The sequence below is a fragment of the uncultured Bacillus sp. genome (genome assembly GCF_958411575.1).
In the GTDB taxonomy this organism is placed as follows: Bacteria; Bacillota; Bacilli; order Bacillales; family Bacillaceae; genus Bacillus; species Bacillus spizizenii.
Map to the genome: position 1 here is coordinate 1 of NZ_CATYRA010000004.1, position 12,384 is coordinate 12,384.

Here is a 12,384-nt window from a genome sequence, read left to right on the forward strand (position 1 = left end):
TGGCTGTTTAAAAGGTGTTTTGATCCCTGTCTCAAAAACGGGGGTCAGTCCCATTTGCCGGATTTTTTTATGTCCTGCCCTTCGTCCATTTCTTTTCCAGCAGCTCTACGCCCTGATACATCAAAGTGGCGAATATGGCGATGATCAGCAGACTTAAGAAGACGAGTGTAAAATTGAAGACTTGGAAACCATAAATGATCATATATCCTAATCCGACCTTAGAAACAAGGAATTCTCCTACAATGACGCCAACCCATGATAAACCGACATTTACTTTTAGTGTTGAAATAATAGCGGGAGAGGATGCGGGCAGTATCACTTCTTTAAAAATGACCCATTTTTTTGCGCCGAATGTTTTCATGACTTTTATATAGTTTTCGTCCACCTCCTGGAAAGCGGTGTACACGACGATGGTTGTGATAATAACGCTGATGATGGCCCCCATCGCAATAATGCTGATAAAACTGGGACCGAGCGCGACAATCAGGATCGGGCCCAGAGCCACTTTCGGCATTGCATTCAAAATAACAAGATATGGATCTAAAATCCTGGCAAGCCGGTTGGACCACCATAACAAGGCAGCGAGGCACGTGCCCATAAACGTTCCAAGCAAAAAGCCAAGCACCGTTTCAAATAAAGTGACGCCGATGTGGGACAGTAAAGATCCGTCACCGAGCTTCTCCAGCAATAAATGCCATACAGCTGACGGAGAGCTGAAGATCAGCGGATCGATCCAGCCGAGCCTGCTGGAGATTTCCCAACCCGAGAAAAAGAGAATAAATATGGCAAGCTGAAAGGAATGGACATTCCATTTTTCCTTTTTCTGTTTGAATTGATATTGCTCGTGAAGCAGATCAATCGTTTCTTTGCTGTTTCTCAAGAGAATTCAGCTCCTTCCATATCGTTTGAAACAGTGTCTGGAAGGATGGCTCCTGGCGGGCGTCAAAAGGCATCATCGCGGCCAATTCCTTAGGAATCGTAAAAATCTGATGGATGGTGCCCGGCTGGTTTGAAAATAAAAAGATCGTATCGCTCATCGCTATCGCTTCCCCAATATCATGTGTGACAAGCACTGCAGTTTTTTGATACTCCTTTAATGTGCGGAATACCAGGTTTTCCAGTGACAGCTTTGTCTGAAAATCAAGCGCGGAAAATGGCTCATCCAGCAAAAGCAGACTTGGATTTGGCGCAAGAGTTCTTGCAAGCGCGGCCCGCTGGCGCATTCCGCCCGACAGCTCCTTCGGATATTTTTTCTCCACATCTATGAGGCCGAACTCCGGCAATAAACCGAGTGCAGCAGCCTTGCTATCTTCCGTCAACGTGTCGGCGATTTTTAAACCGAGAAGCACATTTTCCTCGATAGATTTCCAGGGAAATAAGTAATCCTGCTGAAGCATGTAGCCAATGTTATGTTCTTTTTGATTCGGCTCACGGCCTTCAATCAGAACTCTGCCTTCCGAAGGCTCAATCAGGCCTGCAATAATGGAAAGCAGTGTTGTTTTTCCGCAGCCGCTTGGGCCGAGAAATGAAATGAAATCACCTTTTTCGGCATTGAAATGAATATCCCGTACGGCCGTCGTTTTTTCTTTAATAGAAAAATAAGTATGGGTTACATGGTCGACATGTAAGAAAGACATAGATGGCGCCTCCTATTTTTCCGAGGTGACTTTTTCGGCAATTTGTTTATTTACAAGCTGATTGTATGGAATATGCTTCGGCAGTTCTCCCGATTGATCCATAATGGTTTGGAGCAGCTCCCATTCTTTTTCGTTGAGAAGAGGGTCTGGCGAATACGCATGCTGCTTTTTATAGCGGTCAATGGATGTTTCAATGACTTCTGGATCGGTATCGTCAAATTCATCTTTAATGGCGTCTGTGATTTCTTTCGCCGAGTGATTTTCCACCCACTGCTGCGCCTTATAAATAGCTCTTGTAAATTTGACGGCTGTGTCTTCATGTTTTTTCAGATAGCTTTGTTTTGCCATAAAAGTCGTGTAAGGAACCTGGCCTGATTCTTCTCCGAACGAAGCCACGATATGGCCGATGCCTTTTTTCTCAAAGAGAGAAGCTTGCGGTTCAAAGAGCTGCACATACTCGCCGGTTCCAGAAGCAAATGCATTGGCGATATTGGCGAAGTCTATATTCTGGATGAGGTCAATATCCTTATGCGGGTCAATCTTATGGTTGTTCAGCACATACTCGCCGACCATTTGCGGCATGCCGCCTTTTCTTTGGCCGAGAAACGTTTTTCCTTTTAGTTGATCCCAGTCAAACTGTTTAACATCTTCTCTCGCGACAAGAAAGGTTCCGTCTGTCTGAGTCAGCTGGGCGAAATTAATGACAGGATCTTTAGCCCCTTGCGCTTCGACATAAATAGATGTTTCTGACCCGACAAGTGCGATGTCTGAGCCGTTTGAAAGAAGCGATGTCATCGTTTTGTCGCCGCCCCAGGTCGTATTTACATCGACATCAAGCCCTTCTTCCTTGAAAAATCCTTTAGACTCAGCAACATATAAAGGCGCGTAAAAAATCGAATGGGTCACTTCAGCTACTTTGACTTTGGTGAGCGTTTCTTCCTGCTTGCAAGCCGCTAGGGCGATCATCAGAAATATACTGCCGACACAGGCGCAGCCCAGCCTTAACCATTTGTTCACATAGACAACCTCCTTATTTAGCATCAAGTTAATATCCTTTTTTGCTTTACATATCGTATGATGGGTATAAAAATGTGTGAATGCCTAATCAGGTTCTCAGGATGTAATTTTGGAGTAAGGAAAGCATATAGAAAAAGGAGGCGGCTGCTATGATTGTTGAGAAAAGAAGATTTCCGTCGCCAAGCCAGCATGTGCGTCTGTACACGATCTGCTATTTATCAAATGGTTTACGGGTAAAAGGGCTTCTGGCTGAGCCGGCGGCACCGGGACAATATGACGGATTTTTATATTTGCGCGGCGGGATTAAAAGCGTGGGCATGGTTCGGCCGGGACGGATTATCCAGTTTGCATCCCAAGGGTTTGTTGTGTTTGCTCCTTTTTACAGAGGAAATCAAGGGGGAGAGGGCAACGAGGATTTTGCCGGAGAAGACCGGGAAGATGCTTTTTCCGCTTTTCGCCTGCTTCAGCAGCATCCAAATGTCAAGAAGGACAGAATCCATATCTTCGGTTTTTCCCGCGGCGGAATTATGGGAATGCTCACTGCGATTGAAATGGGCCGGCATGCTGCTTCATTCGTTTCCTGGGGAGGCGTCAGCGATATGAACCTTACATATGAGGAGCGGCAGGATTTGCGGCGAATGATGAAAAGAGTCATCGGCGGAACGCCGAAGAAGGTGCCTGAGGAATACAAATGGAGAACACCGTTTGACCAAGTAAATAAAATTCAGGCACCTGTGCTATTAATCCATGGAGAAAAAGACCAAAACGTTTCGATTCAGCATTCCTATTTATTTGAAGAGAAGCTAAAACAGCTGCATAAGCCGGTGGAGACATGGTACTACAGTAAATTCACACATTATTTCCCGCCAAAAGAAAACCGGCGTATCGTGCGGCAGCTCACGCAATGGATGAAAAACCGCTGACGGTGAAATATGTTATGATAAAGAAAAAAGAGAACGAAAGGGGATTTCACTTTGGGAATGCCTGTTGAATTTAATACACTGATTGTGACAAAAGGAAAAGAAGTTCGCATAGATGAAAATATATTCACGTTAGAGAAAGACGGATACCGTGTGTATCCGATGGAGATTCCGATGGATGTGCGCAAAACAAAGTTCGGCGAAAAGTCAGGCACAGCTGAAGTGCAGAAACTTCAATGGGAAGACGGCCGGACCATCATTACGTACAAGCTGACTTCTTTGCATTCTGTCAATTAAAACAAGCCAAGAGCGTAATTGCTCTTGGCTTTTGCTTTTTAAACGAGAGGGCCGCCTGCCAGTGCAATGGCATCTGTATGTGCGAATTTTTTAAAATTCTCTTTGAATTCATTTGCGAGGTAGAGAGCCTTTTCTCTGTATTCTTTCTTGTTGCTCCACGTGTTTTCAGGCTGAAGGATATGATCAGGAACGCCAGGAACATGGACCGGTATATGCAGGCCGAAAATATCGTCAGTCATCATTTCTGTATCCTCTAATTTGCCTTCAATCGCTGCTTTGACCATCGCTCTCGTGTAAGAAAGCTTCATGCGTTCGCCTGTACCGTAGCCGCCGCCGGTCCAGCCGGTATTGACCAAGAAAACGTCTGCGCCGTGTTCATCGATCTTTTTGCCGAGCATTTCAGCATAGACATGAGCAGGAAGCGGCAGGAACGGTGAGCCGAAGCATGTGGAAAACGTCGTCTCAGGAGACGTCACACCGCGTTCGGTTCCGGCTAGCTTACTCGTATAACCGCTCAAGAAATGATACATCGCCTGCTCCTTCGTCAGTTTGCTAATCGGGGGCAAGACTCCGAATGCATCAGCCGTCAAAAATACAATTGCTGACGGGTGGTCTGCCATGCTTGGTGTCACGATGTTGTCAATCATATGAATCGGGTAAGCCGCACGCGTGTTTTCGGTATAGAAGGAATCATCATAATTGGCTTCGCGTGTATCTTCATCAACAACAACATTTTCGAGAACAGACCCGAAGCGGATCGCGTTAAAGATCTGAGGTTCCTTTTCTTCGCTTAAATGAATACACTTGGCGTAGCATCCGCCTTCAATATTAAAGACGCCTGTGTCAGACCATCCGTGTTCATCATCGCCGATCAGTTTGCGGTCAGCATCGGCTGAAAGAGTGGTCTTGCCTGTTCCAGACAGTCCGAAGAAAAGGGCAACATCGCCTTTTTCACCGACATTGGCAGAGCAATGCATGGATAAAATATCTCTTTCAGGGAGCAGGAAATTCATAATGGAGAAGATGGACTTCTTCATTTCTCCGGCATACTCTGTTCCGCCGATTAAAATCGTCCGCTTTTCGAAAGAGACAATAATAAAGGTTTCGGAATGTGTGCCGTCTGTTTTTGGATCTGCTTTGAAATGCGGAGCAGAAAGAATGGTAAACGGTTGTTCAACTGTTTTCTTATCATTGCCTTCTGGGCGGATAAACAGCTGTCTGGCGAATAAATTGTGCCATGCGAACTCATTTACGACAGTGATCGGCAGTCTGTATTTTTCATCTGCGCCGGCAAATCCTTCGAAAACAAACAGCTCATCCCGCTGTTTCAGATAGCTGACAACTTTCGTGTACAGCCGCTCAAACGCTTCTTCTGAAATCGGCTGATTCACCGTACCCCAATCGATCTTATTTATCGTGCTTTCTTCCTCCACGATAAATTTGTCATTAGGTGAGCGTCCTGTATAAGCGCCTGTTGTCGCCCGAACAGCACCCGTAGAAGTTAAAATGCCTTCGTTCCGGGAAAGTACTTTTTCTGTAAGCTGCGCTGCTGATAAATTATGACGCACATTTGGGCTTGTTAATAAGGCTTGTAAATCAGCGGTTAAATCAACTGAGTTCATATGAAACCTTCCTTTATCGTTTTTTGTGTTTTGCTAATTGTGAATTAGTATAACATATATTTTCAAATAGTCTATACTATTTATCGTTTTTTTGTGTGTGCGTTTTCCAATGTTTTCCCTCGATATAGGTGCCTATTTCTTCTGAATCATATTGACATTGCAAACCCTTTTACGATAAGATATTTCATTGAGCGGATACTCTTATCCCGAGCTGGCGGAGGGACAGGCCCTATGAAGCCCAGCAACCGGTTTCTCTGTTATTTATTATGTTTAACTGTGTGAGACAACCAAGGTGCTAACCTGTTGCAAGGTTGTATGATTCCTTGAGCGATAAGAGTGAAAGGCACAAAGACCAAACCCTTTCCTCGATGGAAAAGGTTTTTTTATTTCATAAATATGCCAATTAACATTCTCTAATATAACGTTACATTGTATAAGAGGGAGCGAGTTCCGTATCATATATACAAGGTCTTTCGGGAGGCCTTGTGCAGGAGGAAGCAAATCATGAGTAAAAATCGTCGTTTATTTACATCAGAATCTGTTACGGAGGGGCATCCGGATAAAATCTGTGACCAGATTTCTGACAGCATTTTAGATGAAATTTTAAAGAAAGACCCTAACGCGCGTGTTGCTTGTGAGACGTCTGTGACAACTGGTTTGGTGCTTGTCAGCGGAGAAATCACAACATCTACGTATGTTGACATTCCGAAAACGGTTCGTCAAACCATTAAAGAAATCGGATACACACGTGCGAAATACGGATTTGATGCGGAAACTTGTGCGGTTTTAACATCAATTGACGAGCAGTCTGCTGATATCGCAATGGGTGTAGACCAAGCGCTTGAAGCCCGTGAAGGCACAATGAGCGACGAAGAAATTGAAGCGATCGGTGCGGGTGACCAAGGTTTAATGTTCGGTTACGCGTGCAACGAAACGAAAGAGCTTATGCCTCTTCCAATTTCACTTGCTCATAAATTAGCCCGCCGCCTGAGTGAAGTCCGTAAAGAAGATATTCTTCCGTACCTTCGCCCTGACGGCAAAACACAGGTAACGGTTGAGTACGATGAAAATAACAAACCTGTCCGCATTGACGCGATTGTTATTTCAACTCAGCACCACCCTGAAATTACGCTTGAGCAAATCCAGCGCAACATCAAAGAACATGTGATCAATCCGGTTGTTCCTAAAGAGCTGATTGATGAAGAAACAAAGTATTTCATCAACCCTACAGGACGTTTCGTAATCGGAGGTCCTCAAGGGGATGCGGGACTAACAGGACGCAAAATCATCGTTGATACGTACGGCGGCTATGCACGCCATGGCGGAGGAGCGTTCTCAGGTAAGGATGCAACGAAGGTAGACCGTTCTGCAGCTTACGCAGCGAGATACGTTGCGAAAAACATCGTTGCGGCTGAGCTTGCTGATTCTTGCGAAGTACAGCTTGCTTACGCGATCGGTGTTGCACAGCCTGTATCAATCTCAATCAACACATTCGGTTCCGGAAAAGCTTCTGAGGAAAAACTGATTGAAGTTGTTCGCAATAACTTTGATTTACGACCTGCCGGCATTATCAAAATGCTTGATTTACGCCGTCCGATCTACAAACAAACTGCTGCGTACGGCCACTTTGGACGCCACGATGTTGATCTTCCGTGGGAACGTACAGACAAGGCGGAGCAGCTGCGTAAAGAAGCGTTAGGAGAATAACTTTATAGCCGCTTACTGGTTAAGCGGCTTTCCCTTTTTCACGTTGTATTCATGTTTATTTTTTTACATAACCGTGAAACCAAATACTATTCACAGCGTCTATAAATAGGGGTTCAATGATGACAATTTTAATTATGGAGGCAATACTATGTGTGGATTTGTCGGGGTTTTTAACAAGCATCCGTTAGCTCAAACCGCTGATCAAGAAGAACTAATCAAACAAATGAACCAAATGATCGTTCACCGCGGTCCTGACAGTGATGGATATTTCCATGATGAGCACGTTGGATTCGGATTCAGACGGCTCAGCATTATTGATGTAGAAAATGGCGGACAGCCTTTATCATATGAAGATGAAACATATTGGATTATCTTTAACGGAGAAATCTATAACTATATTGAACTGAGAGAAGAACTTGAAGCAAAGGGGTACACATTCAACACGGATTCGGACACAGAGGTTCTTCTTGCGACTTACCGTCACTATAAAGAAGAAGCGGCGTCCAAACTCCGCGGTATGTTTGCCTTTCTGATTTGGAATAAAAACGATCATGTGCTTTATGGAGCAAGAGATCCATTCGGCATTAAACCGTTGTACTACACAACGATCAATGATCAGGTTTATTTTGCCTCAGAGAGAAAAAGTTTAATGGTTGCTCAGAATGATATTGAAATAGATAAAGAGGCATTACAGCAGTACATGTCTTTCCAATTCGTTCCTGAACCAAGCACGCTTGATGCCGATGTGAAAAAAGTAGAGCCGGGTTCCCAGTTCACAATCCGCCCGGACGGCGATATCACATTCAAAACGTATTTCAAAGCGAACTTTAAGCCAGTTCAAACTGAAGAAGATAAGCTTGTAAAAGAAGTCAGAGACGCGATCTATGACTCTGTAAACGTTCATATGAGAAGTGACGTTCCTGTCGGTTCATTCCTGTCTGGCGGAATTGATTCTTCCTTTATTGTATCCGTTGCGAAGGAATTTCATCCAAGCTTAAAAACATTCTCTGTCGGATTTGAACAGCAGGGCTTCAGTGAAGTCGATGTAGCGAAAGAAACTGCAGCGGCACTTGGCATTGAAAATATCAGCAAAGTCATTTCGCCTGAGGAATACATGAACGAGCTTCCGAAGATCGTATGGCATTTTGATGATCCGCTTGCTGATCCGGCAGCGATTCCATTGTACTTTGTTGCAAAAGAAGCGAAAAAACATGTAACGGTTGCTTTATCAGGTGAAGGTGCGGATGAGCTCTTCGGAGGATATAACATTTACCGTGAGCCGCTTTCGCTTAAACCGTTTGAACGCATTCCGTCAGGCCTGAAAAAGATGCTTCTGCACGTTGCGGCTGTTATGCCTGAAGGTATGAGAGGAAAGAGCCTGCTTGAGCGCGGCTGTACTCCGCTTCAAGATCGTTATATCGGTAACGCGAAAATTTTCGAAGAATCTGTCAAAAAACAGCTGCTGAAGCATTATGATCCGAATCTTTCATATCGTGATGTGACAAAGACTTACTTTACAGAAAGCAGCTCATACAGCGATATCAACAAAATGCAGTATGTCGATATCCACACTTGGATGCGCGGCGATATTTTGTTAAAAGCGGATAAAATGACGATGGCGAATTCTTTGGAATTGCGTGTGCCGTTCTTGGATAAAGTCGTATTTGACGTCGCTTCTAAAATTCCTGATGAGCTGAAAACGAAGAACGGCACGACGAAGTATCTTCTTCGCAAAGCCGCTGAAGGAATTGTGCCTGAGCACGTATTAAACCGCAAAAAGCTTGGTTTCCCTGTACCGATCCGTCATTGGCTGAAAAACGAAATGAACGAATGGGTGCGGAACATTATTCAGGAAAGCCAAACGGATGCTTATATCCACAAGGATTATGTTCTTCAGCTTCTTGAAGACCATTGTGCGGACAAGGCTGATAACAGCCGGAAAATCTGGACTGTACTGATCTTTATGATCTGGCACAGCATTAATATCGAAAAACGGTATATGCCTGAAGAGCTGAGTCATCAGCCGAAAGAAGTCATCTTTGTGTAACAGACAACAAGGCTTTCGATTCGTCGAAAGCCTTGTTATTATCCTTTTATTATTTCTTCATCATCATTGATTTACCCAATCCACACGGAAAATTCAGAAAAATGATTTATTGATATTTTTTTCTAGGGGAGAAGAAAGCATGCAAAAACAAAAACAAGAGCTGCACCGCGGACTCGAAGAAAGGCATATTTCTTTAATGTCTTTAGGAGCTGCTATAGGAGTGGGATTGTTCCTCGGCTCCGCATCAGCTATTCAATTAGCAGGGCCGGGTATTTTGGGAGCGTATGCCATAAGCGGCATGGTCATGTTTTTTATTATGAGAGCGCTTGGAGAAATGGCCATTCAAAAACCGGTCGCTGGCTCCTTCAGCCGCTACGCCCGTGATTATTTGGGACCGCTTGCAGGTTATTTAACAGGGTGGAACTACTGGTTTTTATGGGTTGTAACCTGTATGGCTGAAATCACTGCTGTCGGGATTTATATGGGGTACTGGTTTCCGGACGTGCCAAACTGGATTTGGGCATTATCAGCGCTGGTCATTATGACGGGTGTTAATTTCTTGGCTGTCAAAGCTTACGGAGAGCTGGAATTTTGGTTCGCTTTGATTAAAATTGTCGCAATCTTATCAATGATTGCTGTCGGTTTATTGATGATCATCGCAGGGGTTGGCAATGGAGGCATTGCAACCGGAATCAGCAACTTGTGGAATAACGGAGGATTTTTTCCACATGGAATAAAAGGGATTTTATTGTCACTTCAAATGGTAATGTTCGCCTATTTAGGGATTGAAATGATTGGGGTGACGGCTGGTGAAGTGAAAAACCCGCAAAAATCGTTGGCCAAAGCAATTGATACGGTATTTTGGCGTATTTTGATTTTTTATGTAGGCGCTTTATTTGTCATTATGTCTATTTACCCATGGCAGGAAATTGGCTCACAAGGAAGCCCGTTTGTCCTCACATTTGAAAAAGTGGGCATTCCATCGGCAGCAGGCATCATTAACTTTGTTGTCTTGACGGCTGCGCTGTCTTCATGCAACAGCGGCATTTTCAGCACAGGGCGGATGCTGTTTAACTTAGCGGAGCAGGGTGAGGCACCGCAAGCATACGGGCAGCTGACGAAAGGCGGCATCCCGGGTAAAGCTGTTCTGGCTTCAGCGGGCGCTTTATTAGTCGGAGTGCTGTTAAACTATGTTGTACCTGCAAAGGTGTTTACTTGGGTCACAAGCATTGCGACATTCGGAGCGATTTGGACGTGGGCGATCATTTTGCTTTCCCAAATAAGATACCGGAAAAGCTTGCGGCCGGAAGAAAAGAAACATTTAAAATACAAAATGCCTTTCTTTCCGTTTACGTCTTATGTATCTTTGGCATTTTTAGCATTTGTCGTTATTCTTATGGCTTACAGTCCAGACACAAGAGTAGCTGTGATTGTCGGGCCGATTTGGTTTCTTATCTTACTTGCCGTGTATTATGGAAAAGGCTTTCATAAGAAAAATGCGGCTGCTGCCAGTGAACGAAATATTAGCTGACCAAAAGAGCTCCCAGCGGGCTCTTTTTGTGTGTGGTCATAGAAAATAGAGAATAGGAAAGAATAGGAACATATTTTTTTGCAGAGGCAGCTTACAGTTGCGGAGCAAGTTTTATGATAAGATAAAAGTCATACGTTTGATGCCGGATGTGAACGTTTTATGGAGAAATCAAAACCCGAACTGTCATTACGTCCGGGTCAGCAATGGTTATTGCTTTCAAACATAATTTGAAAAATGGTAAAGTAAGACGAAGCAGGTCTTATGTTTGTTGAAGTGATTTATAGTATTGGCCCTTTGCTACATATTCGGACCGTATTCTTTGCATATCTTGTCGGTCTTCTTCGGTCAAAGGGCGGATAACTTTTGCAGGACGGCCAAAAGCGAGATGGCCAGGCGGAATGATCTTTCCCGGCGGGACAAGACTGCCGGCACCAATAAAGGCGCCTTCGCCAATTTCGGCTCCGTCTAAGATGATTGAGCCCATACCAATTAAGGCGTTCTTGCGGATAACAGCGCTATGAAGTGTAACCTGATGGCCTATCGTGGCGTCATCTTCAATGAGAAGCGTCTGATTCGGGCTTTGATGGAGGCAGCTTAAATCTTGGATATTGACTCTATTTCCGATTCTAGTCGGCGCGACATCTCCCCTTATGACAACAGAAAACCAAATGCTGGACTGTTCTCCGATAACGACATCACCGGTAATTGTTGCATTATCAGCTACAAAGGCTGTTGGGTGGATATCTGGCATGTGTTCCTTATAAGGGTAGATCATAGTATTCATCCTTCTTTCTCTATTTAAATTTCGTATGAGGTGAAGAGCATGTGGACCTGGAAAGCAGACAGACCTGTTGCCGTGATTGTGATGATCCACGGGGCAAGTGAATATCACGGACGATATAAATGGCTGATTGAAATGTGGAGATCTTCGGGTTATCACGTTGTCATGGGCGACTTGCCGGGTCAGGGGACAACCACAAGGGCCAGAGGTCATATTCGCTCATTTCAAGAATACATTGATGAAGTAGATACTTGGATAGATAAAGCACGAACCTTTGAGCTGCCGGTTTTTCTTCTTGGTCACAGCATGGGCGGCCTGGTCGCGATTGAATGGTTTAAACAGCAAAGAAATCCCCATATTACGGGAATTATTTTATCATCACCGTGTCTCGGACTGCAAATTAAAGTCAATAAAGCGCTTGACCTTGCATCAAGAGGCCTGAATGTCATCGCTCCGTCGCTTAAGGTTGATTCGGGATTATCAATTGATATGGCGACACGTAATGAGGACGTCATCGAGGCCGACCAAAATGACTCGTTATACGTCAGGAAAGTTTCTGTCAGATGGTACAGAGAGCTTTTAAAAACTATTGAGTCAGCGATGGTGCCGACAGATGCGTTTTTAAGAGTGCCGCTTCTTGTGATGCAGGCCGGTGACGATAAGCTTGTTGACAAAACGATGGTCATCAAGTGGTTTTCAGGTGTAGCTTCCCATAATAAAGCGTACAGAGAGTGGGAAGGGCTTTATCATGAAATATTTAATGAACCCGAAAGAGAAGTTGTCTTTAAAGCGGCAAGAGCGTTTACTGATCAATATATTTGAACT

The 12,384-nt window shown here is 44.4% G+C and carries 11 protein-coding genes and 1 riboswitch; of the genes, 6 read left to right on the plus strand and 5 right to left on the minus strand.

Annotated features, from left to right (window positions below; all coding sequences use genetic code 11):
• Nucleotides 1–67: 67 nt before the first annotated feature.
• Genes Q5C82_RS07805 through Q5C82_RS07815 form a run of 3 tightly spaced genes read right to left on the minus strand, consistent with a single transcriptional unit; the run spans nt 68 to nt 2,654 of the window.
• On the minus strand, nt 68–880 hold the full coding sequence (locus tag Q5C82_RS07805) for an ABC transporter permease (protein WP_003223298.1): 813 nt from the start codon (nt 878–880) through the stop codon (nt 68–70).
• A complete protein-coding gene (locus Q5C82_RS07810) occupies nt 855–1,637 on the minus strand; it encodes an ABC transporter ATP-binding protein (RefSeq protein WP_003223299.1) in 783 nt (260 codons plus the stop codon). The genes Q5C82_RS07805 and Q5C82_RS07810 overlap by 26 nt, the downstream gene beginning before the upstream one ends.
• Nucleotides 1,638–1,649: 12 nt before the next feature.
• On the minus strand, nt 1,650–2,654 hold the full coding sequence (locus tag Q5C82_RS07815) for an ABC transporter substrate-binding protein (protein WP_003223301.1): 1,005 nt from the start codon (nt 2,652–2,654) through the stop codon (nt 1,650–1,652).
• Nucleotides 2,655–2,803: 149 nt separating this feature from the next.
• On the opposite strand from Q5C82_RS07815, the gene Q5C82_RS07820 reads away from it, so the two are divergent.
• Nucleotides 2,804–3,577, plus strand: a complete 774-nt coding sequence (locus Q5C82_RS07820; protein WP_003223302.1) for a S9 family peptidase — start codon at nt 2,804–2,806, stop codon at nt 3,575–3,577.
• A gap of 51 nt (nt 3,578–3,628) precedes the next feature.
• On the plus strand, nt 3,629–3,871 hold the full coding sequence (locus Q5C82_RS07825; protein WP_003223304.1) for a DUF2584 domain-containing protein: 243 nt from the start codon (nt 3,629–3,631) through the stop codon (nt 3,869–3,871).
• 38 nt (nt 3,872–3,909) lie between these two features.
• Here Q5C82_RS07825 and pckA read toward each other — a convergent pair whose 3' ends face one another.
• A complete protein-coding gene (gene pckA, locus Q5C82_RS07830) occupies nt 3,910–5,493 on the minus strand; it encodes a phosphoenolpyruvate carboxykinase (ATP) (protein ID WP_003223307.1) in 1,584 nt (527 codons plus the stop codon).
• 198 nt (nt 5,494–5,691) lie between these two features.
• A riboswitch (SAM riboswitch) is annotated at nt 5,692–5,830 on the plus strand.
• A 167-nt stretch (nt 5,831–5,997) separates the two neighbouring features.
• On the opposite strand from pckA, the gene metK reads away from it, so the two are divergent.
• The 3 genes from metK to alaP all read left to right on the plus strand — a co-directional run bounded on the left by metK (nt 5,998) and on the right by alaP (nt 10,778).
• The gene (gene metK / locus Q5C82_RS07835) at nt 5,998–7,200 is read left to right on the plus strand and encodes a methionine adenosyltransferase (RefSeq protein WP_003223309.1); all 1,203 of its coding nucleotides are present in this window, start codon (nt 5,998–6,000) and stop codon (nt 7,198–7,200) included.
• A gap of 148 nt (nt 7,201–7,348) precedes the next feature.
• On the plus strand, nt 7,349–9,247 hold the full coding sequence (gene asnB, locus Q5C82_RS07840; protein WP_003223311.1) for an asparagine synthase (glutamine-hydrolyzing): 1,899 nt from the start codon (nt 7,349–7,351) through the stop codon (nt 9,245–9,247).
• 139 nt (nt 9,248–9,386) lie between these two features.
• Nucleotides 9,387–10,778, plus strand: coding sequence for an alanine permease AlaP (gene alaP, locus Q5C82_RS07845; protein ID WP_003223313.1), 1,392 nt, complete (start codon nt 9,387–9,389; stop codon nt 10,776–10,778).
• A gap of 259 nt (nt 10,779–11,037) precedes the next feature.
• Here the strand turns inward: alaP and Q5C82_RS07850 are convergent, their stop codons facing one another.
• A complete protein-coding gene (locus Q5C82_RS07850; protein ID WP_003223315.1) occupies nt 11,038–11,553 on the minus strand; it encodes a gamma carbonic anhydrase family protein in 516 nt (171 codons plus the stop codon).
• 48 nt (nt 11,554–11,601) lie between these two features.
• On the opposite strand from Q5C82_RS07850, the gene ytpA reads away from it, so the two are divergent.
• Complete coding sequence (gene ytpA / locus Q5C82_RS07855) at nt 11,602–12,381, plus strand: phospholipase YtpA (protein WP_003223316.1); 780 nt, start codon at nt 11,602–11,604, stop codon at nt 12,379–12,381.
• Nucleotides 12,382–12,384: the final 3 nt, after the last annotated feature.